Source organism: Variovorax sp. PBS-H4, assembly GCF_901827205.1.
GTDB lineage: Bacteria > Pseudomonadota > Gammaproteobacteria > Burkholderiales > Burkholderiaceae_C > Variovorax.
Map to the genome: position 1 here is coordinate 1,903,392 of NZ_LR594675.1, position 26,049 is coordinate 1,929,440.

General features: G+C 67.0%; 31 protein-coding genes and 1 pseudogene. 26 read left to right on the forward strand and 6 right to left on the reverse strand.

The annotated features are described in order from the left end of the window. The first annotated feature begins 63 nt into the window (after positions 1–63). The 11 genes from E5CHR_RS09090 (at position 64) to E5CHR_RS09140 (ending at position 7,977) form a co-directional block, all read left to right on the forward strand. Positions 64–570: a hypothetical protein gene (locus E5CHR_RS09090; RefSeq protein ID WP_162579380.1), complete on the forward strand. Its 507-nt coding sequence runs from the start codon at positions 64–66 to the stop codon at positions 568–570. 18 nt (positions 571–588) lie between these two features. Next, positions 589–783 (forward strand): hypothetical protein, encoded by a 195-nt coding sequence (locus tag E5CHR_RS09095; protein WP_162579381.1) that lies wholly within the window; start codon positions 589–591, stop codon positions 781–783. 319 nt (positions 784–1,102) lie between these two features. Continuing rightward, on the forward strand, positions 1,103–1,744 hold the full coding sequence (locus E5CHR_RS09100; protein WP_162579382.1) for a hypothetical protein: 642 nt from the start codon (positions 1,103–1,105) through the stop codon (positions 1,742–1,744). 66 nt (positions 1,745–1,810) lie between these two features. Next, positions 1,811–2,728, forward strand: a complete 918-nt coding sequence (locus tag E5CHR_RS09105; protein WP_162579383.1) for an NAD(P)/FAD-dependent oxidoreductase — start codon at positions 1,811–1,813, stop codon at positions 2,726–2,728. 192 nt (positions 2,729–2,920) lie between these two features. Beyond that, positions 2,921–3,709 carry an ABC transporter substrate-binding protein gene (locus tag E5CHR_RS09110; protein ID WP_174255708.1) on the forward strand — a complete coding sequence of 263 codons (789 nt, stop codon included), beginning with the start codon at positions 2,921–2,923 and terminating at the stop codon, positions 3,707–3,709. Positions 3,710–3,758: 49 nt separating this feature from the next. Then, on the forward strand, positions 3,759–4,397 hold the full coding sequence (locus E5CHR_RS09115) for an ABC transporter permease (protein ID WP_232062010.1): 639 nt from the start codon (positions 3,759–3,761) through the stop codon (positions 4,395–4,397). Positions 4,398–4,401: 4 nt separating this feature from the next. Further along, complete coding sequence (locus tag E5CHR_RS09120) at positions 4,402–5,079, forward strand: ABC transporter permease (RefSeq protein ID WP_162579385.1); 678 nt, start codon at positions 4,402–4,404, stop codon at positions 5,077–5,079. 18 nt (positions 5,080–5,097) lie between these two features. Continuing rightward, positions 5,098–5,685: a hypothetical protein gene (locus tag E5CHR_RS09125; protein WP_162579386.1), complete on the forward strand. Its 588-nt coding sequence runs from the start codon at positions 5,098–5,100 to the stop codon at positions 5,683–5,685. A gap of 59 nt (positions 5,686–5,744) precedes the next feature. Next, entirely contained in the window at positions 5,745–6,449 is a 705-nt protein-coding gene (locus E5CHR_RS09130) for an amino acid ABC transporter ATP-binding protein (protein ID WP_269474043.1), read from the forward strand. Positions 6,450–6,600: 151 nt separating this feature from the next. After that, complete coding sequence (locus E5CHR_RS09135; RefSeq protein WP_269474078.1) at positions 6,601–7,149, forward strand: helix-turn-helix domain-containing protein; 549 nt, start codon at positions 6,601–6,603, stop codon at positions 7,147–7,149. 120 nt (positions 7,150–7,269) lie between these two features. After that, on the forward strand, positions 7,270–7,977 hold the full coding sequence (locus E5CHR_RS09140; RefSeq protein WP_232062011.1) for a chorismate mutase: 708 nt from the start codon (positions 7,270–7,272) through the stop codon (positions 7,975–7,977). A gap of 14 nt (positions 7,978–7,991) precedes the next feature. On the opposite strand, the gene E5CHR_RS09145 is transcribed toward E5CHR_RS09140, so the two are convergent. Then, entirely contained in the window at positions 7,992–8,732 is a 741-nt protein-coding gene (locus E5CHR_RS09145; RefSeq protein ID WP_162579389.1) for a class I SAM-dependent methyltransferase, read from the reverse strand. A 216-nt stretch (positions 8,733–8,948) separates the two neighbouring features. Here E5CHR_RS09145 and E5CHR_RS09150 point away from each other — a divergent pair, with 216 nt between their 5' ends. Continuing rightward, the gene (locus tag E5CHR_RS09150) at positions 8,949–9,854 is read left to right on the forward strand and encodes a protein NO VEIN domain-containing protein (protein WP_162579390.1); all 906 of its coding nucleotides are present in this window, start codon (positions 8,949–8,951) and stop codon (positions 9,852–9,854) included. Between the two features lie 10 nt (positions 9,855–9,864). Here E5CHR_RS09150 and E5CHR_RS09155 read toward each other — a convergent pair. Both E5CHR_RS09155 and E5CHR_RS09160 read right to left on the reverse strand, forming a co-directional pair. After that, positions 9,865–10,902, reverse strand: a pseudogene (locus tag E5CHR_RS09155) (VWA domain-containing protein). Between the two features lie 183 nt (positions 10,903–11,085). Further along, complete coding sequence (locus E5CHR_RS09160; RefSeq protein WP_232062012.1) at positions 11,086–11,997, reverse strand: serine hydrolase domain-containing protein; 912 nt, start codon at positions 11,995–11,997, stop codon at positions 11,086–11,088. A 341-nt stretch (positions 11,998–12,338) separates the two neighbouring features. On the opposite strand from E5CHR_RS09160, the gene E5CHR_RS09165 reads away from it, so the two are divergent. Beyond that, positions 12,339–12,638, forward strand: a complete 300-nt coding sequence (locus E5CHR_RS09165; RefSeq protein WP_162579392.1) for a hypothetical protein — start codon at positions 12,339–12,341, stop codon at positions 12,636–12,638. A 101-nt stretch (positions 12,639–12,739) separates the two neighbouring features. After that, the gene (locus E5CHR_RS09170; RefSeq protein WP_162583643.1) at positions 12,740–13,069 is read left to right on the forward strand and encodes a DUF1090 family protein; all 330 of its coding nucleotides are present in this window, start codon (positions 12,740–12,742) and stop codon (positions 13,067–13,069) included. 37 nt (positions 13,070–13,106) lie between these two features. Here E5CHR_RS09170 and E5CHR_RS09175 read toward each other — a convergent pair whose 3' ends face one another. The 3 genes from E5CHR_RS09175 to flgA all read right to left on the reverse strand — a co-directional run bounded on the left by E5CHR_RS09175 (position 13,107) and on the right by flgA (position 14,655). Then, positions 13,107–13,565 (reverse strand): flagella synthesis protein FlgN, encoded by a 459-nt coding sequence (locus E5CHR_RS09175; RefSeq protein WP_232062013.1) that lies wholly within the window; start codon positions 13,563–13,565, stop codon positions 13,107–13,109. 5 nt (positions 13,566–13,570) lie between these two features. Next, the gene (gene flgM / locus E5CHR_RS09180) at positions 13,571–13,867 is read right to left on the reverse strand and encodes a flagellar biosynthesis anti-sigma factor FlgM (protein ID WP_162579393.1); all 297 of its coding nucleotides are present in this window, start codon (positions 13,865–13,867) and stop codon (positions 13,571–13,573) included. A gap of 86 nt (positions 13,868–13,953) precedes the next feature. After that, complete coding sequence (flgA, locus tag E5CHR_RS09185) at positions 13,954–14,655, reverse strand: flagellar basal body P-ring formation chaperone FlgA (RefSeq protein ID WP_162579394.1); 702 nt, start codon at positions 14,653–14,655, stop codon at positions 13,954–13,956. A gap of 161 nt (positions 14,656–14,816) precedes the next feature. Here flgA and flgB point away from each other — a divergent pair, with 161 nt between their 5' ends. From flgB to E5CHR_RS09245, 12 genes are all read left to right on the forward strand, one after another. Then, positions 14,817–15,224, forward strand: coding sequence for a flagellar basal body rod protein FlgB (gene flgB, locus E5CHR_RS09190; protein WP_162579395.1), 408 nt, complete (start codon positions 14,817–14,819; stop codon positions 15,222–15,224). Between the two features lie 9 nt (positions 15,225–15,233). Then, positions 15,234–15,650, forward strand: coding sequence for a flagellar basal body rod protein FlgC (gene flgC, locus E5CHR_RS09195; RefSeq protein ID WP_162579396.1), 417 nt, complete (start codon positions 15,234–15,236; stop codon positions 15,648–15,650). A 16-nt stretch (positions 15,651–15,666) separates the two neighbouring features. Beyond that, positions 15,667–16,350, forward strand: coding sequence for a flagellar hook assembly protein FlgD (locus E5CHR_RS09200; protein WP_162579397.1), 684 nt, complete (start codon positions 15,667–15,669; stop codon positions 16,348–16,350). A gap of 71 nt (positions 16,351–16,421) precedes the next feature. Then, positions 16,422–17,633 carry a flagellar hook protein FlgE gene (flgE, locus tag E5CHR_RS09205; RefSeq protein WP_162579398.1) on the forward strand — a complete coding sequence of 404 codons (1,212 nt, stop codon included), beginning with the start codon at positions 16,422–16,424 and terminating at the stop codon, positions 17,631–17,633. A gap of 22 nt (positions 17,634–17,655) precedes the next feature. Further along, positions 17,656–18,399 (forward strand): flagellar basal body rod protein FlgF, encoded by a 744-nt coding sequence (locus E5CHR_RS09210; RefSeq protein ID WP_162579399.1) that lies wholly within the window; start codon positions 17,656–17,658, stop codon positions 18,397–18,399. A 40-nt stretch (positions 18,400–18,439) separates the two neighbouring features. Continuing rightward, the gene (gene flgG, locus E5CHR_RS09215) at positions 18,440–19,222 is read left to right on the forward strand and encodes a flagellar basal-body rod protein FlgG (RefSeq protein ID WP_162579400.1); all 783 of its coding nucleotides are present in this window, start codon (positions 18,440–18,442) and stop codon (positions 19,220–19,222) included. Next, on the forward strand, positions 19,219–19,911 hold the full coding sequence (locus E5CHR_RS09220) for a flagellar basal body L-ring protein FlgH (protein ID WP_174255709.1): 693 nt from the start codon (positions 19,219–19,221) through the stop codon (positions 19,909–19,911). Before flgG ends, E5CHR_RS09220 begins: the two co-directional genes overlap by 4 nt. Before the next feature lie 5 nt (positions 19,912–19,916). Continuing rightward, positions 19,917–21,023, forward strand: a complete 1,107-nt coding sequence (locus tag E5CHR_RS09225) for a flagellar basal body P-ring protein FlgI (RefSeq protein WP_162579401.1) — start codon at positions 19,917–19,919, stop codon at positions 21,021–21,023. Between the two features lie 18 nt (positions 21,024–21,041). Further along, on the forward strand, positions 21,042–22,013 hold the full coding sequence (flgJ, locus tag E5CHR_RS09230) for a flagellar assembly peptidoglycan hydrolase FlgJ (RefSeq protein WP_162579402.1): 972 nt from the start codon (positions 21,042–21,044) through the stop codon (positions 22,011–22,013). A gap of 60 nt (positions 22,014–22,073) precedes the next feature. After that, positions 22,074–23,675, forward strand: a complete 1,602-nt coding sequence (locus E5CHR_RS09235; RefSeq protein WP_162579403.1) for a methyl-accepting chemotaxis protein — start codon at positions 22,074–22,076, stop codon at positions 23,673–23,675. A gap of 65 nt (positions 23,676–23,740) precedes the next feature. Then, entirely contained in the window at positions 23,741–24,259 is a 519-nt protein-coding gene (locus tag E5CHR_RS09240) for a chemotaxis protein CheW (RefSeq protein WP_232062014.1), read from the forward strand. 34 nt (positions 24,260–24,293) lie between these two features. Continuing rightward, the gene (locus E5CHR_RS09245) at positions 24,294–26,045 is read left to right on the forward strand and encodes a methyl-accepting chemotaxis protein (protein WP_162579404.1); all 1,752 of its coding nucleotides are present in this window, start codon (positions 24,294–24,296) and stop codon (positions 26,043–26,045) included. Positions 26,046–26,049: the final 4 nt, after the last annotated feature.

Sequence of the window (26,049 nt, forward strand, 5' to 3'; positions counted from 1 at the left end):
GGCGGCGATTCTCGGGGCATCGGCCTTGCCATGAGGCCGCCGTTGAGCACCTGAGGAGTTGTGATGTTCGAGCCGCCCCTTGCCCCGTCCGTTGCCCGCGCCGCCGCCTGCCTGGTCTGCCTCCACGAGCGGCTGCAGGGGCTGCTGGTGCTGCTGCACTGGCAGATGCGCGGGCCACTGGCACGCGAGCTGCGTCGGCTGCGGCCCGGCCCGGCCTCCCTGCTGGGACACGCCCTGGCGGCCCTGCTGAGCACCGGCTGCGCCAGCCTGCCGCCGCCGGAAGCCGCGCGTGCGCCCTCGACGGCGCTGGAGGAGGTGGCCCATGCCCGCCTGGCCCAGGTGGCACGCGCTTCGGCCGCGGGCGTCGACCCGGCGCTGTCCGGCGTTCGCCTGCGGGCCGACGGCGACCAAGTCTCGCTCGACGTCCAGTACTACTGCATCAACGGCAGCTGCCGCCCCAAAGACCGTTGCGACGCCCAATTGGCCGCTCAAAGTGTGGCGTTTGCCCGCATGCCGCACTCCTCCGGTGTTCCAGGTTCAACTGAGCTGAGTACCTTCGGTAACATTTGAGGGCCACAGAGGGACACCATGAATACCTACCGCACGCTCAACCAGGCCATCGGCGTTGCCCGCACGCTCAGTGCGCAAGACCGCACCGTGGTCGTGTACCGGACCTCCGATGAGCGATACGTGACGGCTTCACCCAAGGACCGCGTCGCGGGCACGATCGAGGGCGTGTACCGCAACGGCTACGCAGTCCGGACCGTGCTGACGCGGGGGTAGGTCCCTTTCTGGTTCGTGGCCACTCGCCTTGTGCAAGCGTGGTCCCGGTATCGCCTCAGCGAGATCCTCGTCCGGTCGCTGCAGCGCAACGTACTGCATCGGCGCCTTCCTACATCGCCTGTCCGCCCACTCCGATCAGCCATTTGCCATCCAGGCTTTTTGATCGACGCTCGATCCAGGCTTCGGACGGGAGCAACCCATGGCGCAGACCTGTGGCGCATGCCAGACCCTCAACAGGGATGCAGCGATCTACTGTCGCTGCTGTGCCAGAAAGCTTTCAACCTCTTTTTGTGATCCGGGCGCGCACACTGAGACGCCCATGCCGCGCCCGGTGATGCAGGCGGCGCAGCACCCCGGGCCGCGTGCAGGCTTGAGCCTTGCTTCGTTGGCGAAGTGGCTGGACCCTCCCGCGATGTGGGTATCGCTCCTACTGCTCCTGTGGTCCGCCGCTTTCGTGCTTTGGCATGTGAGCCGGACCCATGCGCAACGCCCTGTACCGGCGCGACCGGCAGCGGTCACCGTCGCGCACCCGCCGGCCGAGCCCCAGGTTGCGGCCGTGGCAATGCAGGCGCCGCCTCGCCGCGATGCCATCGGCATCACCATCGCCGCAGAGCCCGCGAACATCGCTGCGGTGCCGGCGAAGGAGGCGGGCGATGTTTCCCTGCAAACTGTGGCGAAGTTCTACCGGGCGCTTTCCGCCGGCGACGGCCATGCTGCAGCGGCGCTGGTGACGCCGGCCAAGCGAGGGGTCGGGGCGTTCGACGAAGCCAGCATGTCCAGGTTCTACGGGTCGCTGCGGCAGCCGCTCGTGCTCCGATCCGTTCGCCGCCTCGATGGCAGCCGCATCGAGGCCCGCTACAGCTACAAGGCCAGTGCCGCACGGTGTGAAGCGACTGCGATCGTGGAGACCGAACGCGTCCGCGATGCGGCAGTCATCCGCAGCATTCGCGCCAACTGCTAGCGGCCGTCGTGCAGGCACGCCGCGTGCCGTGCATGGAGCATCCTCGTTGTCATTCCAGGAGCTCCGATGGCTACCCGAACGTCCCTGCCGGCGGTAGACGCCGCAATCATCGGCGGCGGCCCCGCCGGTCTTGTTGCCGCCGTCTATCTCGCCCGGCTGCGGCGATCCGTGGCGATCGTGGATGCGAGCCAGAGTCGGCTGGCCACGATTCCGCGCGCCCGCAACTACCCCGGCTTTCCGGACGGCATCCCTGGCGCGGCGCTGCTGGGGGCCTTGCGCGAGCAGGCCGACCGATACCCGATCGAACGCGGCGCTGGCCACGTCGATGCGCTGGAGCGCATCGAGAACGGCTTTCGCCTCGCCTGGGAGGGCGGCGATCTGACGGCGCGCCTGGTGCTGCTCGCGTCCGGCACCAGCGACGTCGTGCCTGCAATGCCGCACCTGTCGCATTCGCTGCGCAAGGGACTGCTGCGCTACTGCCCCGTGTGCGACGGCTACGAGGTCATCGACCGCAAGGTCGGCGTGCTCGCCAACGGGCCGACAGGCGTGCAGGAGGCCCTCTACCTGCGGCATTTCACGCCGGACCTCACTCTCTTCATGACGCCTGACGCGCAGGCGCTTGCGCCGGCCGAGCGCGAGCGGCTGGCACGGGCCGGCATCCGGCTTGCCGTCGGAGCCGTCGAAAGCATCCGGGATTGGAACGGGCGCATCAGCGTGCGCCATGGCGGCGCGGACACCGCCTGCGAATCGCTCTACAGCGCGCTCGGGCTCGAGGTTCATTCGACGCTCGCCAAGCAAGTTGGCGCGCGCACCGACGAGAGCGGCTATGTGCTGACGGACCGGCACCAGGAGACCGATGTTCCCGGCCTGTATGCGGCGGGCGATGTGGTGCTCGGGCTGAATCAGATCGCCGTCGCTGCGGGCACGGCGGCCATCGCCGGTGCGGCCATGCACTTGGCGCTGCACCGGCGCGAGCCGCGTTGAGCGCTGGTGGTCGCGGCCGCTCGTGTGCCTGCCACGGACTTTTTTGCTTCTCGCGCAACAATTTCATCCTTGGCCCGCAGCCAGGAGAGCACCGCGGAAGTTGCGGTTTGCGTGTGGATCAACGCTTGTCACGCAGGTGAAATGCGCAAATCATCCGTCCCGCCGCACCTCGATCCACTCCACACAAACGCGATGCCGAACACGATCCTCTCGTTCAAGAACGCATGCATGCTGGCCTGTGCCTTGTTGCTTGCTGCCGCAGTCACTGCCACTGCCTCCGCGGAGCCCGCGAGCTTGCGCATTGCGACCGAGGGCACGTACCCGCCATGGAGCTTCAAGGATGCGCAAGGCGCCCTGCAGGGTTGGGACGTCGACATTGCCAATGCCATCTGCGAGAAGATGAAGGCCCGGTGCGAGATCGTCGCGCAAGACTGGGACGGCATCATCCCCGGCCTCATGGCGCGCAAGTTCGACCTGATCGTTGCAAGCATGGCCATCACGGAGCAGCGCCGTCAGCGCGTGGACTTCTCGGACAAGTACAAGGAGACCATCTCGCGCTTCATCGCAAAAAAGGGAACACCGGACGACGTCTCACCTGCGGCGCTGAAGGGAAAGACCATCGGCGTGCAACGAGGGTCGATCCAGGCGAGCTACCTGACGCAGAACTACAAGGAGTCCGAGATCAAGTTCTACGACACGCCGCAGGCCGTCGAACTGGACCTGGTCGCAGGACGCGTGGACTACGCAATGGGCAACATGGTCACGTACTTCGTCGGCTTCCTCAAGACACCTGCATCGGCCAGCTTCGGCTTCGTCGGCCCCGAGCTCAAGGGCGGCTTGCTGGGCGATGGCAACGGCATTGCAGTGCGCAAGGGCGATGCCGACATGCTGCGCAGGGTGAACGCTGCGCTTGCTGCCATCCGCGCGGACGGGACCTACGACAGGATCACCGCGAAGTACTTCCCTTTCAAGCTCATGTAGTCCGCTGGCAACTGCAATGACGCTTCTTCAGGGATTCGGGAGGCAGCTGATGGTCGGCGCGCTCTTCACGCTCCAACTCGCTGCCGTCTCCCTGGTGCTGGGCTCGGTCTTCGGTGCCCTTGGCTGCTGGCTGCAGCTCTGCAAGAACCGCCTGCTGCGCGGAATCGGGTATCTCTATGCGGCGGTGATCCGGGGCATTCCCGATCTGCTGGTGGTCTTTGCCGTCTACTTCGGCGGCGCGCTTGCCTTGGGCAGCATCACCGGAGCCTATGTAGAGGTGAACGCCTTCGCTGCCGGTGTGTTTGCACTGTCGCTGTCGTTCGGCGCGTATGCCGCCGAGATCGCGCGCGGGGCCTTGCTTGCCGTACCGCAATCGCAGCGGGAGGCCGCCACCACGCTGGGCCTCTCGAGGCCGCAGGCCCTGTGGACCGTGGTCGCGCCCCAGGCAGCGAGGACTGCGCTTGCGCCGTTCGGCAATCAGGCGATCGTTCTCGTGAAGCAGACTTCGATCGTTTCGATCGTGGGCTGCGACGAGCTCATGCGCAAGGCCGCCGAGGCATCGGGCGCCACCCGCCAGCCGTTCACGATGTATCTGGCGGCGGCCTGCATCTATCTCGTGCTGACCGGCATCGCCGCATTGCTGCTGGAGCGAGCCGAACGCCGCTCCTGCCGGCATCTGGCCGGCTGAGCCGATGTTCGATCTTTCCATCGTCTGGTCTTCGCTTCCACTGCTTGGGAGGGGAGCCGTTCTGACCCTCGAGCTGACAGCCATCATCGTGCTGCTCGGATCTGCCCTTGCGCTCCCGTTGGCCTTGGCCAGGAACGCACGCAGCGCACTGCTGCACCTGCCTGCGCATGCTTACATCCTCTTCTTCCGGGGCACGCCGTCGCTGGTCCAGGTGTTTCTGCTTTACTACGGCGCAGGCCAGTTCGAGCTGATCCAGCGCTCGTTCCTCTGGCCGGTACTGCGGGATCCGTTCTGGTGTGTCGTGATCGCGCTCGCATTGAATTCGGCCTCCTACACCGGCAAGACGCTGGCTGCTGCTTTGGCGGCCGTGCCGAAGGGTGTGCGGGAAGCTGCGTTTTCGCTCGGCCTGGCGCGCTATCAATCGTTCATCACCATCGACCTGCCGCTCGCGGTTCGCACGGCGATGCCCGCCTTCGGCAACGAGATCATCCTTACCTGCAAGGCCACGTCGCTGGCGAGCACCGTGACGCTCATGGAACTGACCGGCAGCGCCCGTCTGCTGAGCTCGGAGACCTATGCACCGTACGAAGTGTTCCTGAGCGCCGGGCTCATGTATCTCGCCATCAACTACGGCCTCATGTTTGTCATGCGACGGGTCGAACTCTCTTACAGCCATCGTTGAATCATCGGACCCACTGAAATGAAGTTCATCACCCTCGGCCCTCCGGGAAGCAATCATGAATACGTGATGCGCAACTACCTCGCCTTCCACGGCATCACCGGCAAGTCGACCATCGGACTGGCGGTGGACTTCGAAGCGGGCGCACAGGCCATCCTGCGCGGCGAAGGCGACTTTCTGTTGCAGTGTGCGGTGCACCCGGCCACCATGGCAACGGTCGCCAAGTATCTCGAGGGCCTCTTCGTGGTCGATACCTTCATCGCTCCGAGCCAGGACCTCGCAGTGATCCGCCGCAGGGGTGTGGCGAAGCCGACAACGCTCGCGGTGATGCGGCCCACCCTCGACTACATCGACGCAGCCCGCTGGGAAAACATCGAGTACGTCGACACGGTGGCCGAAGTCACGGCCGGCCTGGTCAGCGGCAGATTCGACGCGGGTCTGGGCTTCGTCTCTGCAGCGGAGGCGCATCCCGAAAGCCTCGAGATCGAAGCCTTCATCGGCACGGTCGATGACGCGTGGATCGTCTATGGCCGGGAACAGGTGAGCAATGGCAAGTTGCTCGCCTGGCGCGAGAGCCCGGCTGCAGCGCTCTACCACGCGAGAGACTGAGCGTGGCCGGGAACGCACCCGCCCCATCGCGGCGGCAGGCTGTCGTGGCGGTCGATTCGGTGTCCAAGCACTTCGGAGCGCTGCAGGTGCTCAAGAATGTGAGCCTCGACGTCCACGCATCGGAGCGCATCGTCGTCTGCGGCCCATCAGGCTCGGGCAAGTCCACGCTGGCACGCTGCATCAGCGGGCTCGAGCCCTATCAGAGTGGAAGCGTGACGGTCAACGGCGTGCGGATCTCCCCGGACACGCGGCACGCCGAACGCGTGCGCGCGAGCATCGGCATGGTGTTCCAGCAGTTCAACCTGTTTCCTCATCTGACGGCATTGCAGAATTGCACCTTGGCGCAGCGCTGGGTGCTCAGGCGATCGAAGGCAGAAGCCGAGGCAACGGCGATGGCGCACCTCGCGAAGGTCCGCATGGCAGACAAGGTTTTGTCGTATCCGTCCCAGCTGTCGGGCGGACAGTTGCAGCGCGTTGCCATCGCACGCGCGCTTTGCCTCGGCCCTTCGGTGATGCTGTTCGACGAAGCCACGTCGGCACTGGATCCCGAGATGGTCAAGGAGGTGCTCGACATCATGCTCATGCTGGCACGCGACGGGATGACAATGGTCTGCATCACGCACGAGATGGGCTTTGCCAAGGCCGTGGCAGACAAGGTTGTCTTCATGGAGGCCGGCGAGATCGTCGAAGTCGCGCCACCCTCGGAATTTTTTGGCCCGCGAGGGGATGGGCGAGTCCGGCGGTTCCTGAGCCAGGTGTTCTGACTCGCTGCACGATCCCGTACCTCACGGGCCAACGCAGAACATGGTCAAACCCAAGGTCGCATCCCCTTTCCCTACCGCCGGCAAGACGCGCGCCCCGCGACTTGTGAGAAAGGTAGAGGCCAAGCCGCAGCGCAGCACGACCTCCGCCCGCGTGGGTGCGCAGATCCAGTCTCAGCGAATCGCCATCGACTTGTCCGCCGGCGCGCTGGCGACGGCTGCTGGAATCTCACGATCCATGATGTCCCGCATCGAACGTGGGCTGGTTTCGCCGTCGATCGAAGTGCTGGACAGCATCGCGACCGCGCTCGACGTACCGATGTCCCGCTTCTTCGTCGATCAGGTCCGGCGTCTCGACATCTCCTTCGTGCCCGCCGGCAAGGGCCTCAAGGTGGAACGCGAGGATGCGGTCAAGGGCTACCACTACGAGCTCGTCGGCCATCTGCTTTCCGGGAATCTGTTCGTCGAGCCCTACCTGGTCACGCTCGCAGCGGACGCGAAGCCCTACACCGCGTTCCAGCATCCCGGCACGAAGCTCATCTACATGCTGAGCGGGCGCATGAAGTACCGCTACGGCAACCAGACGCTCGACGTTCGTCCGGGCGACACCCTGCTCTTCGACGCGCTTGCGCTTCATGGCGCGGAGGCCTTTCGTGAAGGGCCGATCTCGTACCTGTCCATCATCTTCACGCTTCGCGAATAGCCCTCGCGGAGTCGCGCCGGGTCCGCTGCCGCGTTGTGTTGCATGGCATGCAGCAATGGCGGCTGCCGTGAGTGGTGTGCGAAGCAGGTGACACCCCCGGATTTGCGCGGCGAGCAAGACTTGTTCGTCGCAGACAACGCCGATAGCCTACGGCGCAGGGGAGTCATGGCGAGTGAATCGCAGGTCGCTGCAAACGGACGATCTGCCGATGACGGGATCTGGAAGATCGAATTGAAAAGCAAACTCTTGAAACTATGTCAGGCCGCGGTTCCGGTCGCAGTGAGCGCGCTCGGTGGCCTTCCCTTGGCGGTCGCCCATGCCGCCGGAGCCGACGCGAAGGACTTCTCGCGGCTCGTCGAGCTGAGCGCGACACGGCTGGAGATTTCCCGCAAGGTCGCGCTCACGAAGTGGGACACGAAGATGCCCATCGCCGATCCGCCGAACGATCCTCGCGAGAAGCAGGTGATCGACGCGGCGTCGGCGGAAGCAAAGGGCGTCGGCCTCTCCAGCGACCTCGCATCGGCGTTCTTTTCGGACCAGATCGAGGCCAGCAAGCTGATCCAGTTCGTGCTCATGTCCGACTGGGCACGCAGTGGCAAGGTGCCGACGGAACATCGCGCGGACCTCAAGGCCGAACTGCGGCCCGCGTTGGACCGGCTCAGGACGCAGTTCATCCAGGAACTGATCGCGACGCACAAGCTGCGCGAAGCGCCGGACTGCAAGGCGCAGCTCGTCAAGGCGTCAGGGGCTTATGGAGCGCGCCAGAAGTTGTCCCCGCTCTACACGATCGCGCTGGACCGCGGACTCGCGCGCGTGTGCGGCGATTGAGGTGGCGGGTTGCACTACCTGAATCGGTAGAGGAGGGTCCGGATGGCCCCGCCCCATTCCTCCACCTCGCACAGAACGGATGCTTCGATCGCTTCCATGCCGAACGGCGGGCTCGTGAGCACGATGCCGCTCTTGATCGCCAGCCTGTTGTCAGGCCCAGAGGACTTGTCGAGGTTGTGTACGAATGGCTCGTGCGGGACATGCTCGGTCAAAACGAGGTAGCGGTACTGCGCCGGGATCCTCGCGACTGCGCGCGCAATGGCAGCATTGGACAGGTGCTGAAGAACCTGCCGCACGAAGACCACTTCACCGGGCGGCAGCTCGTCCTGCGAGAGGTCCAGCGTCCTGAATTCGACGTCCATCGCCTTGTACCTCTCGGCGTTGGAGGCGATCAGGGCGTCAACGATGTCGCAGGCGATGTAGCGGTTGCACAAGGGGCGGATCCTGGAGCCCACGTGGAAATCGCCACATCCGAGATCGACGGCATCGGGCTTGTGGCCGAGCGTTCGCACGAACCTCTCCACCGCGGCGACATAGGTCTCGACCGGGGCGGCGCGCGATCCGGTTCCGGAGTAGAAGCCCTGCTCGGCGTCGTCGGCACTGCCCCAGACGCCTTCCTCGTAGATCTTGGTGAAAACGTCCTTCGTCGAAAGATCCGAAAAAGCCTTCAGCCTGGCGCGGCCCCGATAAGCGCGCACGGCGTTGAGGAGGGGGTCCGGAAGATGTTGCTTGATCGCATCCGTCACTCTTGACATGGGCTCCTCGCGAACGTTGCAACCCCGAAGCCAGCGGGGTAATTCCGACTACAGCCAAGCTCCTTGCGCATTGTCCGCACGGCTTTTTCCCCCGAGCCCGGAGGTGTCATTGGCCGCGGCCGGTCGCTGGAGGCGCGGCGCGGAGGCGCTGGCGTTGTGACGCGCGTGCAACGCGGGGCATACTCGAAAAGTTAACAACTCGCCTGATCACTTCGAATGGACAAGGAAGTCGACCCCAACGTACTCGCGGTCATCAATGAAAAGCGCCTGACGGGGGAGAAGCGCACGCCCGTCGACATCATCGCCAGGATGGGCGTGCCGGACGCGCGCCCGAAGGCCGCGGACCAGGCCTGGCTTGGAACGGGCGACAAGGTCATCGCCACGATCTGGGCGGAGCTCGTGAGCATCGGCGCGGACGGGCGATGGTTCTGCCTCGAGTCCCTGGATGCGGAGCGCCGGATCGGGGGCGGCGAGCGGAGCGCGACGCAGGCCCAGCGCGCCGGCAACCGTTTGGACCTGCTCAAGCGTTCGCTGGACGCCGGCCAGGGTTTCCGGGCCGTGCTGCAGACGAATCGCGTCCCCATCCTCGAACTTGAGACCGACAGGTCGGCCAAGGTGTCGATACGCGTGCCGGACGACCAAGAGTGGCATGTTGCATCGTGGGATGCCGACGCGAAACTGGCGGTGCTGGTCCGCGGTCCGGGCGAGTGGCTTCCCGGCGAGGAAGACATGCAGGCCGCACGCGCGCGCGGCAACGTGCCGGCGCCGCCGGCCCCGTCCGGCCCGGTGTCGCTCGACGAAATCCACGCAGCCGCGATGGACTACCTGACGCGCCATTTTTCCGGCTACGGGTACAAGACCGAGAACGTTACTGGCCAGGCGCTCGGCTATGACATCGAGGTCTCGGACAAGAAGGGCGCCACCTTGCTCAAGCTAGCAGTGAAAGGCACCGCCCCCGGCATGACCGCCTTTCAGCTCACGCCGCAGGAGCGCGCGTGTGCGAAGCAGGGCGATCCCTGGCGCCTCGCGGTGGTCACCGATGCCCTCGGCCCCGCGCTGCAGCACAAGCTCTACAAGCCCGCCGAGATCGACCAGGCACCCGGACTCACGCCCGCGGGCTGAAGGACGTCGTTCAGGCGATTCGCCCGAACCAGAGCAGCGACAGCGTCGCCGCCACCATCGCCACCAGCGCGGAAATCAGCGCCAGCACGCCGGCGAGCTCGGTTTCGCGCGTCAGCACCTGGACACGGGAGCCGAGGTTTTCATAGACGCTGCGCAGCTTCTCGGCGGTGCCGGCGTGGTGGTACTAGCCGCCGGTCATCCGCGCCACCTCGCGCAGGGTCGGCTCGTCCAGCTTCATGTAGATCGCCATGCCGTCGGGCGTCGACGCGTCGCCTTCGACCGTCCCCAGCCCCACCACGTGGACGCGGACGCCGCGGTCTGCGGCCATCTTCGCCGCGGCCAGCGTATCGACACCGGTGGTCCGGCGGCCATCGCTCAGCAGGATGATCGCGGCCGAAGCGTACGAGCCCGGCGCCACCGGCGTGAAAGGGCGGGGCGGCGGCTTCGCCTTGTCGTCCAGGCTGCGGCCCTGCGGCTTGCTGCCGAAGTTCATGTCGCCGAGTTCGATGCCCTGCTCCGGGAACAGCTCGGCCAGGCACAGCACGATGGCATTGCCGACGGCCGTGCCCATCTGCATCTGGAAGCCGTCGATACCCGCGATCACGGAGGCGCGGTCCAGCGTGGCGCGCTGGGCGACCTGGCTGCTGCCGGCGAAGGTGACGAGCCCGACTTCGATCTGCTTGGGCAGGTCGCGCAGGAACAGCTTGGCGGCTTCCTGCGCAGCCACCAGCCGGTTGGGCTTGACGTCGGTCACCCGCATGCTCAGGGACACGTCCATGGCCAGCATGATCGATGAGCGCGCCCAGGGCAGGGGCACCCGCGCCACGGGTCGCGCCGCGGCGATCAGCAACCCCGAGCAGGCCAGCAGGAGCAGCGCAGGCGGGAGGTGGCGCCGCCATTGGCGTCCGGCTGCCGCCTCGCGCACGATGCCCACGCTGCTGTAGCGCAGGGCCCCGCGGTCCCGCCGCTTCAGGAGCCAGATGTACACCGCAGGCAGCAGTGCAAGCGCCAGCAGGAACCAGAGGTACTCGGGCCAGAGAAAGAACATGATGCAGCCGGAATCCGGCGCCGGAATGCGGACGCCCGGGAATTCTCCGCAGTACGGCAGCATCGTGCCTGCGACGGATCGATTTCGCAACCGCCGGCAGCGCAGCGCGCGTGGCCGCGCAATGGGCCGGCAAACGGCGTCGGCGCAGTGGCGCAGCCCTGCCGACGGCGCCCCCGGGACGGCTTACCGGTCGCCGGCCGCCAGGCGCTGCTGCGCTGCGTTGAAGATGACGTTCCGCATCAGCTGCAGCGCCTGGCCTCTGCCTTGCGCCGCCGGAGACACGGTCGACGTGACTGCGACAACCAGCTCCGTCCGGGGAAAGACCCAGATGAACTGGCCGCTGTACCCACTGGCCAGAAACGTCTGCCGCTGCGCCTTCGAGGGCACCACCCACCAGCCGTACCCGTAGGACAGCCCGACCGGAGGACCGCCTGCGTTCTGGGCCGCGGTTGCCTCGGAGACGAAGGACGCCGGGAGCAGCTGCCGTCCGTCCCACACGCCCTCCTGGAGGAACAGCTGTCCGAGCTTTGCCATGTCTTCGGTGCGCAAGCCCAAGCCACGCTGGTACAAGGGCTCCTTCATGCCGAGCGGCTTCACCAGCTGCTCACGCGCGTAGTCCACCAAGCCGGTGCCGGTTGCCCTGTGAAGAATCTCGAACACGATGGGCTGCAGTGCGTTGTCGTACGCAAAGCTCTGCCCGGGCGCACTGGCCATGGGACGCGCCCAGGCATCCACCGCACGGCCTGCAAGGGCGGTACCCGTGGGGTCGTTCACCTGGAAACCGGCAGTCATCGTCAGCAGGTGGCGCAGGGTGATGTCTTTCGCGCGGGGGTCGGGATTGAGCGCGTCCCACTCGGGCATCAATGCCGTGACCCGCTCGTCCAGGCTCGCGATCCGGCCTTGCCCGATGGCAATGCCCACCAGCGCGAAGAGGGCGCTCTTCGCGACAGACTGCACATCGCGCAGCTCCTCGGGGTCGCCGTCGCGGTAGTACTGAAAGACCAGGCGGCCGTGCAGTGCGACCGCGGCACTCTGCACATCCGCGAACTGTTCGCCGATGGCGAGCGCGACGCTGTCGAACGCGGCCGCATCCAATGCCTGTTCCTGCGGTGTCGAGCTTCTCCATTGGGCGAGAACCGTCGCGGAGAAAAGCAACAGCGTGCCTGCCAGCACCAGCGAACCGAACTGGCGTGGACCCAGCCTTCCAGCAGATGGGCGAGGGGTCGTGTTGCCGCAGACTGGTTTCATTGAGAGCCCGGTGCGTTGAATGCCGAAGATGTCGATCTTAGGCGCGGGGGATGCGGCAAAAGCCTTTTGCCGGCAACGACGGCACCGGGCCTGCGGAAGAGTTCATCCAACTTCGCCGCCGCCTTACACGCGCTTCACCTTCGGCCTGCAGTATCGGGGCTCCTGAACAACTCCTCGAAGGAGCCGCCATGAAGAAGATGTTTTTTGCACTGGGCACGGCCACCGTGGTCGCATTGGCCGCATTGAGCGCTCCCGCACAGGCCCAGGTTCACCATGGGGACCGCGGCTATCGCCCGCAGGTGATCGTCGTTCCGCCGGCGCCCCCGCGGCCCATCGTCAGGCATGGCTACCACCCGCGTCATGACTATCGTGCCGACTATGGCCGCTACGACCGCCGTGCCGCCTACCGCCATGCCCGCCGCGACAGCGACGGTGACGGCGTGCCCAACCGCTACGACCGCAATCCACACAATCCGTATCGCCGCTGAGCGGAACGGGCCACCCATTCCAGGGCGAACCCCCGGCATGGAGGCCGTGAGCAGGGAAGTTGCTGGCAAACTCGGCCTTCCCTTTCATCACCGGTACCGGCATGCGCGTGAAATCCTCTTTCCTGGCCATCGCGCTGGTGGCAGCAACGCCTGCAATCGCGCAGCCGGTGGTCCAGGGCGATGCCGCCGCCTGCAAAGCCGAGGAGGAGGCACTCGAGCAGGACATGGCCGTTGCGCGCTCCAGGGGCCAGATGCTGCGCCGGCAGGAACTTGCCGAGGCGTTGGCCGCACTGCAAGTTCGTTGCAAGACGCTCTCCCCGGCGCAGAGCCGCGCCGCGCGCATCGAAAGGCTGGAGCGGGAGATCAGGGCGTTGCGGCTCGAGCTCGAGCGAGCCGAAGAACAGCTTCGCGAGCTGACGCGCGGCGGGTGACGACCGCTTGCTTGTGCTTGGGGTCTGCGTTGGGTCGCTAGCCCAGCGCGAGTCGCGTACCCGTCCCGCCCACGGCCTTGCGGATCCCGTCCGGCCCGTAGAAGGGCAGGGCCGCCGCCTGCAGGTAGTGCAGCGCATTGCGCGTGAAGTCGAGATGGCCGTGGACCATCGCGCCATTGCGCCGGTTCCCGGCCTTGGCCTGCTCCGCAAGCTGCAGCAGGGCGGCCCAGGCCTCTTGCGCGGTGGTGCCGGTGGCCGCCGCGGCTGCATCGGCACCGGCACGGCCGGGCTCGAAGCCCATCGCCACCTGGGCTGATTCGCGGGCACGGTCGAGCGCCGTCATGCGGTCGAGGAGGGCGGCCTTGCGTTCGGTCAGCGGCGCGAGGTCGGCGAAGAGGCCGTCCTGCATCGCGTGTTCCTCCTGCGCCAGCACGCCCAGCAACTCTTCGACACAGGCCTTCTCGGCCAGCAGGTGGGGCAGCAGCAGGGCGCTCATCTTTTTCAGCCCCCGCTCTTTTCGCCGAGCAGGTCGCGCACGTTCTTCAGCAGGCCGTCGGCGATGCGCTCGGGATGCACCGTGTACTCACCGGCAAGAATGGCCTTGCGGATGTCTGCGACGCGCGCCGCGTCGAAGTCGGTGTTCGGGCCGGTGGGCAGCGAATGAACCTGCGCCGAGGACAGCTGCACCGGGTCCCTGGCGGGCTCGGCGGCGTCGCGGCTGGCAGCCGGCTGGGCCTTGGCGCCCTTGGCCGTACGGGAGATGGAGGTGGCCGAGGCGGCGGGTTGGTCGATTTTCAAGATGATTCCTCAAGGGGCTGATCGCTTTATCGGCAGGCTCGACCCGAACTTTAGGGCCGATCCACGAGAGCGCCCGTCACATTTCCTCATTGCGCCAGCCGGATCTGGCCTTCCTCGTCGGCCACCCCGCTGACGAGGCGGCCGTCGCGGGTCTTGGCCTGGACGGCGGCGCCGATCTCCGCGCGTGTCAGCGCCCGCGCCTCGGTGCTGACGGTGAACCCGGCCCCTTCCGCGACCACCTGCACCGTCTGGCCCTGCTGGATCACGACCGTGCCGCGCAGCTGCTCGCGCCGCAGCGGCGCGCCGGGGGCGATTCGGTTGGCGGCCACCATGCCCTTGAGCTCGGCGGGGTCGACCACGATCGATTTCGGCAACGACGTCAGATCGCCGGTGCGCGCCGCCACGTCGCCGGCGCCCAGCGGCCGCCCGGCCTCGAGGGCGCGCGCGGCCACCAGGTAGCGGCCTTCGAGCGCGACATGCGCCTGTACGTAGCGCGTCCACGGCCGCTCGCCCGGGCAGCGCAGGCCGACGGAGACACGACCCCAGGCCGAGGCGCCGTTCGGCAAGAAGGCCTCGAGCGCCGCGCAGTCGGGCAGGGCCGAGCCCGGCAGCGTCACGCGGATGCGGGCCTGGCCCGGCAGTCCGGCGGTCTGTGTCTTCAGGAATTGCTCGACCACGGTGCGTGCATCGCCGTCTTCCTGCGGCGCGGCCGGGCTGGCGCCGGCGGCAGGCGCGGCGGCCAGAAGGGCAGCGAGAACGCAAGGGAGGAAGCGGGTCTTGTCCATCATCGGTGGATCGGATTCTAGGAACCGGGCGGCCCGCGGCAAGGAGCGAAGTGCATGCCAAATGCCCCTTTGTTCGGCCCATTGCAAAGGCGGGTCGTGCATAGACTCGCTTTCCATCTGTCGCCACGCCTTCCCCTGGCCGCGACGCCAACGATGGAGCCTTCATGATCGACAAGCTGGATGCAGCGCTTCGGTTCAGCCGCGAAGCCCTGAACCTCCGGGCCCAGCGCCAGGAGGTGCTCGCCGCCAACATCGCCCACGCCGACACGCCCAACTACAAGGCGCGCGACTTCGACTTCGCGAGCCGGCTCAGCCAGGCGGTGGAGCAGGGCCGCGGCGGCACGTCGATGAGCATGGCCACCACCTCGGCGCGCCATCTGCAGGGCGAGGCCTCGGCGATGCCTGAGGCCGACCTGCTCTACCGCGTGCCGACGCAGTCCAGCATCGACGGCAACACCGTCGAGATGGATGCCGAGCGCATCGCCTTCGCCGACAACGCGCTGCGCTACGAGGCCAACCTCACGGTGACGAGCGCCAAGATCAAGTCGCTGCTCGCCGCGGCGCAGCAATAAGGAGCCGCCATGCCATTGCCGAGCGCCTCCATGAACATCTTCGACGTCGCGGGCTCCGCGATGGCCGCGCAGTCGCAGCGCATGAACGTGACCGCGAGCAACCTGGCCAACGCCGAGAGCGTGGCCGGCCCCGACGGCCAGCCCTACCGCGCCAAGCAGGTCATGTTCGAGGTCGCGGCCTCCGGCCAGCAGGACATCGGCGGCGTGAAAGTCGCCGGTGTGGTCGAGGACAGCACGCCCCCCAAGTTGGTCTACGACCCCAAGAGCCCGCATGCCAACGCCCAGGGCTACGTGAGCATGCCCAACGTGAACGTGGTCGAGGAAATGACCAACATGATTTCCGCCTCGCGCAGCTACCAGGCCAACGTCGAGGTGCTCAACACCGCCAAGACGCTGATGCTCAAGACGCTGACGGTCGGCCAGTAACCCATCGACAACACACATGGCCATCAACGACGCCCTCTCTTCCCTCAACGGGACCAGCTCCACCGCCCAGGGCAGCAACACCGTGGCCGGTTCCGACGGCGAACAGCGCTTCCTCAAGCTGCTGGTGACGCAGCTCAACAACCAGGACCCTCTCAACCCCATGGAGAACGCCGAGCTCACCTCGCAGCTCGCGCAGATGAGCACGGTCAGCGGCATCGAGAAGCTCAACAGCACGTTGTCGGGCCTGGTCAACCAGACCGGCTCCAACCAGGTGCTGCAGGCCGCCTCGCTGATTGGCTACAACGTGCTGTCGCCCGGCAACCAGATCGGCACCTCCGCACCCAAGGATGGCGAAGAGCCTGCGCCCGTGCCCTTCGCGGTGCAGCTGCCCGGCACCGCCGGCGACGTGCAGGTCAAGATCGTCGATGCCGCGGGCCGCACGGTGCGCACCCTCGACCTGGGCTCCATGGCCGAGGGCGTCAACGCCGTCAGCTGGGACGGCAAGGCCGACGACGGCTCGGCGGTGCCCGCAGGCAACTACAGCTTCTCGGTGGTCGCCACCAACGACGGCACCCATGTCGAAGCCACCGCGCTCACCTTCGCGCAGGTCGCTGCCGTCAAGCAGGGCACCCACGGCGTCACGCTGGAGCTCGCCAACGGCCGCAGCATCAGCCTCGACGACGTGCGCATGTACCTCTGAACTGCTCCCCCGTCGGCCGCCGCGAGCGCCGCGGCCGGCTGCTTTTTCATGCATAGCAACAAGGATCGATCATGAGCTTCTCCCAGGGCATCAGCGGCCTGAACGTGGCCGCCGCCAACCTCGACGTCATCGGCAACAACATCGCCAACTCGGGCACCGTGGGCTACAAGTCCGCGGCCGCCACCTTCCAGGACATCTACGCCGGTTCGCGCATCGGCCTCGGCGCCTCGGTCTCGGGCGTGGTGCAGAACTTCACCCAGGGCGTCACGCAGACCAGCAGCCGGCCGCTGGATGTGGCCATCCTCAACGGCGACGGGTTCTTCCGCCTCTCCAGCCCCAGCGGCGAGGTGATGTACTCGCGCAACGGCCAGTTCACCCGCGACAAGGAAGGCTTCATCGTCAACGGCCAGGGCCTGCGCCTCACCGGCTACGGCGTGACGGCGGCCGGCGGCCTTTCCGGCGGCACGCCCACTGCGCTGCAGGTCGAGACCGCCTCGATGAACCCGAACGCCACCACCAGCGTGGAGGCCGAGTTCAACCTCGACTCGCGCCAGGCCGTGCCCGCCAAGACGCCCTTCGATGCGGCCGACTCCGGCACCTTCAATTACTCCAACTCCATCGGCCCCGTCTACGACTCGCTGGGCAACCCGCACGAGCTCACCGCCTACTTCGTGAAGACCGGCGCCAATGCATGGAATGTCTATGCGCAGGCCGACGGCGCGCCGATCGGCGCCGGCGCCATCACCAATCTCACCTTCGACAGCAACGGCAATCTCACTGCCCCGGCAGGCGGCACCTTCAACATCGCGGGCCTGAACTTCGGCAACGGCTCGGCCGCGGTCAACATGGCCGTGGATCTCTCGGGCACCACGCAGTTCGGCAATGCCAACGGCATGACCAAGCTCAGCCAGGACGGCTACACCTCCGGCACGCTGACCTCGTTCTCGATCAATCCCGACGGCACCATCACCGGCAAGTTCTCGAACGAGCAGACCAAGCTGATGGGCCAGGTCGTGTTGTCCAGCTTCGCCAACCCCAACGGCCTGGAGCCCAAGGGCGGCAATGCCTGGGCCGAGACGCAGGCCTCGGGCCCGGCACTCACCGGCACGCCCGGCGAAGGCACCAAGCAGGGCTCGCTCGAGTCGGGCGCGCTCGAGGCCTCCAACGTGGACCTCACCTCCGAGCTGGTGAACCTGATCGTCGCCCAGCGCAGCTACCAGGCGAACGCGCAGACGGTGAAGACGCAGGACCAGGTGGTCCAGACGCTCATCAACATCCGCTGAGCGGCCACCGGAGTAGCACCCAGTGGACCGCATGCTCTATGTCGCCATGAGCGGCGCCAAGCAGGCCATGGAACAGCAGGCCTCCGTCGCCAACAACATGGCGAACCTCTCGACGCTGGGCTTTCGCGCGCAGGTCAACAGCTTCCGCGCAGTGCCGGTGGTGGGCGAGGAGCCGACCACGCGGGCCTTCGTCGTTGCCACCACGCCGGGCGCCGACTTCAGCCACGGTCCGCTGACGCAGACCGGCCGCGAACTCGATGTCGCGGTGCATGGCGACGGCTGGCTGGTGGTGCAGACGCCCGACGGCGGCGAGGCCTACACCCGCGTGGGCAACCTGCAGGTCGGCGCCGACGGCCAGCTGCTGACCATGGGCGCGCGCCCGGTGGTGGGCGAGGGCGGCGCGCTGGTGGTGCCGCCGGGCTCCAAGGTGCAGATCGCCGCCAACGGCGCCGTCACCGCGCGCGGTGCGGGCGATCCGCTGGTGGGCGTGGCCGAGGTCGGGCGCCTCAAGCTCGTCAACCCGCCGACGGCCGACCTGGTGCGCGGCGACGACGGCCTGTTCCGCATGCGCGACGGCCTGCCACCGGCCGAGGCCGACGCCGCCGTGACCGTGACCAGCGGCGCCGTCGAGGGCAGCAACGTCAATCCGGTCCAGGCCATGGTTTCCATGATCGCTCAGGCCCGCAGCTTCGAGATGCAGATGAAGTCGATGCAGACCGCCAACGAGAACGCGCAGTCGGCCAACAAGCTGCTCGCGTACAGCTGACCCCTCCGACGCAATCCCCCATTCCCAAGGACCCATCGCCATGATGCGCTCGCTCCATATCGCCCAGACCGGCCTCGAAGCCCAGCAGACACAGCTGGACGTGGTCTCCAACAACCTGGCCAACGTCGGCACCACCGGCTTCAAGCGCAGCCGCGCAGTGTTCGAGGACCTGATGTACCAGAACCTGCGCCAGGTCGGCGGCCAGACCTCCGACCAGACGCGCCTGCCCTCGGGCCTGCAGGTCGGCACCGGCGTGAAGGTGGTCGCCAGCGAGCGCATCCATGCGCAGGGCAACATGACCAAGACCGACAACCCGAAGGACGTGGCCATCAACGGCGCGGGCTTCTTCCAGGTGCTGATGCCCGACGGCACCACCTCGTACACGCGCGACGGCTCCTTCCAGACCGACCGCGACGGCCAGTTGGTGACTGCCAGCGGCTTCCCGGTGCAGCCGGCCATCACCATTCCCCAGAACGCCACCAGCCTCACCATCGGCCGCGACGGCATGGTTTCGGTCACGCAGGCAGGCAGCACCGCGACCGTGCAGGTCGGGCAGCTGCAGCTCGCCACCTTCCTCAATCCCGCGGGCCTGCAGAGCCAGGGCGAGAACCTCTATGCCGAGACCGATTCGTCGGGCGCGCCCAACCAGCTGAACCCGGGCCTCGAAGGCGCCGGCATCCTGAGCCAGGGCTATGTGGAGGCTTCCAACGTCAACGTGGTGGAAGAGCTGGTCAACATGATCGCGACGCAGCGCGCGTACGAGATCAACAGCAAGGCGGTGCAGACCTCCGACCAGATGCTGCAGAGGCTCGCCCAGCTGTGACCGACCGCGCACGCCTTCATCGATTCGGCGCCCATGCGCTGGCGGTCCTGCTCGCCACGGGCTGCGCGCAGATCCCGCGCGAGCCGCTGGTGCACCAGCCGATGACGGCGCGCGCCAACGCCTACGCGCCACTGCCGGCGCCGCGCGCCACCGGCGCCATCTTCCGCGACGGGCCGGGCGCCAACGCGCTGTTCGAGGACCGCAGGCCGCGCAACATCGGCGACATCTTGACCATCGTCATCAGCGAGAAGGTCAATGCCAGCAAGAACTCGGGCGCCAATGCCAGCCGCAACGGCAGCCTCAGCGCTGCCTTCCCGACCATCCCGAAGCTGCTCGGCGGACTGCTGGACGACCAGGACGCCAAGCTCTCCGGCAACAACATCCTCACGGCCAAGGGCGGCGCCAACGCCAACAACACCTTCAACGGCGTGATCACCGTCACCGTCGTGGACGTGATGCCCAACGGCAACCTGCTGGTCTCCGGCGAGAAGCAGATGGGCATCAACCAGGGGACCGAGTTCATCCGTTTCTCGGGCGTGGTGAACCCGCGCACCGTGTCCGGCAGCAACACCGTGCCTTCCACGCTGGTGGCCGATGCGCGCATCGAATACACGGCCAAGGGCTACATCGACGAGGCGCAGCACATGGGCTGGATGCAGCGCTTCTTTTTAAATGTCATGCCCTTTTGAATTACATGAAATCCATCCGATCGACCTTCGCCTTCGCGGCCGTGTGCATGGCTGCCCTGTGGATGCCTGCGCATGCCGAGCGCATCAAGGAGCTGGCCAGCATCCAGGGCGTGCGTGACAACCCGCTGATCGGCTACGGCCTGATGGTGGGCCTCGACGGCACGGGCGACCAGACCATGCAGACGCCCTTCACCACGCAGAGCCTGAACAACATGCTGCAGCAACTGGGCATCAGCATCCCGGCCGGCGTGAACATGCAGCTCAAGAACGTGGCGGCGGTGATGGTCACGGCCACGCTGCCGTCCTTTGCGAGGCCGGGGCAGACCATCGACGTCACCGTGTCCTCCATGGGCAACGCCAAGAGCCTGCGCGGCGGCACGCTGCTGATGACGCCGCTCAAGGGCGTGGACGGCGCGACCTATGCCATTGCGCAGGGCAACATGGTGGTCGGCGGCGCCGGCGCCTCGGCCAACGGCAGCAAGGTGCAGATCAACCAGCTGAGCTCGGGCCGCATTCCCGGCGGCGCGCTGGTGGAGCGGCCCGTCGAGGCGCCGGTGGGCGGCGAGGGCATGTTCTCGCTCGAGCTCAACCGCTCCGACTTCGGCACCGCGCAGCGCGTGGTGGAAGCCATCAACCGCCAGCTCGGCCCAGGCATCGCCGATGCGGCCGATGCACGCATGATCCGCGTGCGCGCGCCGGAGGCGCAGGAGCGCGTCGCCTTCCTCGCCCGGCTGGAGAACATCGAGGTGACGCCGATGCAGGCGGTGGCGCGTGTCGTCATCAACGCGCGCACCGGCTCGGTGGTGATGAACCAGGCGGTGCGCGTCAACGACTGCGCCGTGGCGCACGGCAATCTCTCGGTGGTCATCAACACCGAGCCGGTGATCAGCCAGCCCGGGCCGCTCTCGGGCGGCTCCACGGTGGTCGCGCAGACCTCGCAGATCTCGGTGTCGCAGGGTGGCGGCGCGCTGCAGATGGTGCGCGGCGGAGCCTCTCTCTCGGACGTGATCAAGGGCCTGAACAGCCTGGGCGCCAATCCGCAGGACCTCGTCTCCATCCTGCAGGCGATGAAGAGCGCAGGCGCGCTGCGCGCCGAACTCGAGATCATTTAAGAAGGCGGGGACCGCGGCATGGCGATGACCACCGACAACCGCAGCGCCGCGCTCGACCAGCGCTTCGCGCTCGACGTGCAGGGCGTCGACGCGCTGCGGCGCACCGTGCGCAGCTCGCCCGAGGAGGGGCTGAAGCAGGTGTCGCGGCAGTTCGAGGCCCTGTTCATGAACATGGTGCTCAAGAGCATGCGCCAGGCGGTGCCGCAAAGCGGCCTGCTCGACAGCCAGAACGAGAAGCTCTATCTCTCGATGTTCGACCAGCAGCTCACGCAGAACCTCTCGGGGCGCGGCGTGGGGCTCGCCGAGGCGATGCTCGCGCAGCTGAGCCGCAGCCTTCCATCGGCGGTGCCGGAGGGCGATGGCGATCCCGCGGGCATGTCGCTTGCGCCGCCAGGCGGCTTGGCGATCAAGCCGCAGGCGGGCATTCCGCTGGGCTCTTCGCCGATGCCTGCAACGATGCCGGCGGCGCGGCGGTCCGCGGACCTGAGCCTGTACCAGAGCAACGTCGAGCGCGCCCCCGCCACGGTGGATTCGCTGCAGGGCAAGGTCGACGCCTTCGTCGACCGCATGGGCGCGCCGGCGCAGGCCGCCAGCGAAGCCAGCGGCGTGCCCGCGCCGCTGATCCTGGCGCAGGCTGCGCTCGAATCGGGCTGGGGCAAGCGCGAGATCCGCGCCGACGACGGCACCCAGAGCTACAACCTGTTCGGCATCAAGGCCGATCGTGGCTGGAAGGGGCCGACCGTCGAGACCACCACCACCGAATACGTCGACGGCGAGCCGCAGAAGGTGCGCGCGAAGTTCCGCGCCTACGGCTCCTACGAGGAAGCCTTCACCGACTACGCGAAGTTCATCACGCGCAACCCGCGCTACGCCAACGTGCTGGCCACGGACGACCCGGCCGCGGCCGCGCACGGGCTGCAGAAGGCGGGCTACGCCACCGATCCGCAGTACGGGCAGAAGCTCGTTCGCATCATGCAGAAATTCACCTGAATTTGGCTCTAGGGCTGGCTTTGCCGGCCGGTTTTTTTGCAGGACAAGGAGGACAGTGAGATGAAGAACTGGAAGATCGGGACCCGTTTGGGGATCGGCTTTGCGCTGGTGCTGGCATTGCTGGCCGTGGTTGCGGGCATCGGGGTGTTCCGCCTGCAGAACGTGGGCGAGGCCACCGACGAGATGGTGCAGCGCTCGCTGGTGAAGGAGCGCCTGGCCGCGACCTGGCTGCAGAACACCAGCAACAACAGCATCCGCACCTTCGCGCTGCTCAAGAGCAACGACGCCGAGGTGCAGGATTACCTGCAGAAGAACATCACCAAGACCAGCGCGCTCATCTCGGAGACGCAGAAGAAGCTCGAGGCGCTGCTGGACACGCCCGAGGAGCAGGCGATCAGCGCCGAAATCAAGAAGCGGCGCGGCGCGTATGTGGGCCTTCGCAACGGCATCCTCGAGCTCAAGGCCGAAGGCCGGCAGGACGAGGCGGCCCGGATCACCAACGAGAAGCTGATCCCGATGCTCGACGCCTACGACGCCAGCATCCGCAGCATGCTGACGCACCAGGCCGCCCGTATCGACCTCGCCGCCGGTTCCGTCGACGCGCTTTACCGCTCGGGCCGCATTAATGTGATCGTGCTGGCCCTGGTCGCGCTGGCCTCGGGCACGGTGCTGGCCTGGCTGCTGACGCGCAGCATCACGGGCCCCCTCAACGAGGCGGTGCAGGTGGCGCAGACCGTGGCCGCCGGTGACCTGCGCAGCGAGGTGGTAGTGAAGACGCGCGACGAGACCGGCTTGCTCATGCACACGCTCCAGGGCATGAATGCCAACCTGGCGCGGGTCGTGGGCGAAGTGCGCAACGGCACCGACACCATCGCCGCGGCGTCCACGCAGATCGCCTCGGGCAACCAGGATCTGTCCTCGCGCACCGAGGAGCAGGCCAGTTCGCTGCAGCAGACCGCGGCCTCGATGGAGGAGCTGACTTCCACTGTCAAGCAGAACGCCGACAACGCGCGGCAGGCGAATCAACTGGCGCTCTCGGCGTCTGAAGTGGCCGTGAAGGGCGGCAGCGTGGTCGGCCAGGTGGTGGACACCATGGCCTCGATCCATGCCTCGTCCAAGAAGATCGTCGACATCATCGGCGTGATCGACGGCATCGCCTTCCAGACCAACATCCTGGCCTTGAACGCGGCAGTGGAAGCGGCGCGTGCCGGCGAGCAGGGCCGGGGCTTTGCAGTCGTGGCCTCCGAAGTGCGTAACCTCGCCCAGCGCTCCGCTGCAGCGGCCAAGGAGATCAAGGGGTTGATCGACGACTCGGTAGGCAAGGTGGACGCGGGCACCGCGCTGGTGGGCGAAGCCGGCAAGACGATGGAAGAGATCGTGGGCAGCATCCGCCGCGTGACGGACATCGTGGGCGAGATCAGCGCGGCGAGCCACGAGCAGACGCAGGGCATCGAGCAGATCAACCAGGCGATCACGCAGATGGACCAGGTCACGCAGCAGAACGCGGCGCTGGTGGAAGAAGCCGCTGCCGCGGCGCAGTCGATGCAGGAACAGGCCGGCAGTCTGGTGCAGGCCGTCAGCGTGTTCAGGCTGGAAGACCGCGGGTGCGAACCTGTTTTTGAGCGTGAGCCTCAAGACTGGCGCGCAACTGCCGATAACTGATCGAGCACCGCGCCGGCAGCCGGCGAACCCCCCAACCCGCGAATTTTCTTCAAAGAGACCAAGACATGCTGAACAAGACCCACGAATCCGCTCACCAGGCCGTGCACGGCACGGCCGGAGCCCTCGCCTCCGCCCCGCTGGAATTCCTGGCCTTCACGCTGGGCGAAGAGGAATACGGTATCGACATCCAGAAGGTGCAGGAGCTGCGCGGCTACGACGCGGTCACGCGCATCGCCAACGCGCCGGAGTTCATCAAGGGGGTGGTGAACCTGCGCGGGATCATCGTTCCGATCATCGACATGCGCATCAAGTTTGCGCTGGGCACGCCGAGCTACGACCAGTTCACGGTGGTGATCGTGCTGAACATCGGCGGGCGCGTGGTGGGGATGGTGGTGGACAGCGTGTCGGACGTGATCACGCTGAGCGCGGAGCAGATCAAGCCGGCGCCGGAGATGGGTTCGGCGCTCGACACGGACTACCTGATCGGGCTGGGCACGCTGGAGGAGCGGATGCTGATCCTGGTGGACATCGACAAATTGATGTCGAGCGAAGAGATGGGCCTGGTGGAAAGGGTTGTTGCCTGAGGCCCCCGCGGCCCATGTCTCCACGAGAAAAATCATGAAAGCGTTCTACAACCTCAAGCTTGCGAGCAAGCTGCTTGTTTCCTTTGTCGCCGTGCTCGCGCTGACATCTTTCCTCGGCATCTTCGCGGTCGTGCAGCTGGCAAAGGTCAACCGGATGTCGACCGAGATCTCGACCAACTGGATGCCTTCGGCGCAAGCGCTCCTGGACCTCAAGGCGCTCGCGGCGCGCTACCGCTCGGTCGAGATGCAGCACATCATGTCCACCACGGCGGACGACATGGCACGCTACGAGAAGTCGATGACTTCGGTGTGGGACGGCATGCGAACGACGCGCGAGCGCTATGAGCAGCTCATCAGTTCGCCGGCCGAGAAGGCGATGTACCAGAAGGTCGTCGACGCCACGGGCCAGTACGCGCAGGAGCACGAGAAACTGGTCGCCCTGTCGCGGGCACAGAACAACGGCGAGGCCGTGGCCCTGCTGCGCGGCGAATCCCTGCGCGTGAGCACGGAACTGAACAAGGCCATCGACGAGCTGGTGACGCTCAACGTCGAGGGCGGCACGCAGGCCAGCGCCACGGCGGATGACATTTACGCGCAAGGCCGGATGTGGATCCTCGCCGTGCTGGCGGGCTGCATCGTGCTGGGCCTCGGCTTCGCCCTGTGGATCGCACGCATCGTGTCCCGCCCGCTGGGTGAGGCGGTCCAGGTCGCGCAGTCGGTCGCCGCCGGCGACCTCACGAGCCGCATCGAGCCGCGCAGCACGGACGAGACGGGCCAGCTGATGCAGGCCCTGAAGAACATGAACGAGAGCCTGGTCAAGATCGTGGGCCAGGTGCGCACGGGCACCGACACCATTGCCACCGCTTCGGGCCAGATCGCCGTGGGCAACCAGGACCTGTCGTCCCGCACGGAGGAGCAGGCCAGTTCGCTGGAGCAGACAGCAGCCTCGATGGAGGAGCTGACCACCACCGTCAAGCAGAACGCGGACAACGCCCGCCAGGCCAACCAGCTCGCGCTGTCGGCTTCCGAGGTGGCAGTCAGGGGTGGCGAGGTGGTGGGCCAGGTGGTGGACACGATGGGCTCGATCAATGCCTCGTCCAGGAAGATCGTGGACATCATCGCGGTGATCGACGGCATCGCCTTCCAGACCAACATCCTCGCGCTCAACGCCGCGGTGGAAGCGGCGCGCGCCGGCGAACAGGGCCGCGGTTTTGCCGTGGTGGCGTCCGAGGTGCGCAATCTCGCGCAGCGCTCCGCGGCAGCGGCCAAGGAGATCAAGGGCCTGATCGACGACTCGGTGGGCAAGGTGGACGTGGGCACCGCGCTGGTGGGTGAGGCCGGCAAGACCATGGACGAGATCGTCGCCAGCGTCAAGCGCGTGACCGACATCATGGGCGAGATCACCTCGGCCAGCCACGAGCAGACGCAGGGCATCGAGCAGATCAACCAGGCGATCACGCAGATGGACCAGGTCACGCAGCAGAACGCGGCCCTGGTGGAAGAAGCGTCAGCCGCCGCGCAGGCCATGCAGGAGCAGGCCGCCGGCCTGGTCGATTCGGTGCGCGTGTTCCGGCTGGACGCTGCGGCGCAGGAGGCCGCGCTGATGGCCCCCGCGGCCACCGCGGGGCCCAAGGCGATCGCGCGGAAGCCATCCGCGCCGGTACTGAAGGCGGCACCGCGGGCGATGGCGGCGAAAGCCCTGGCGAAACCGGCCGCGAGGCGCGAGCCGGTGGCGCAGTTGAGCTCGGCGGGCACCGCCGCGGCGGGCGACTGGACCGAATTCTGAATCG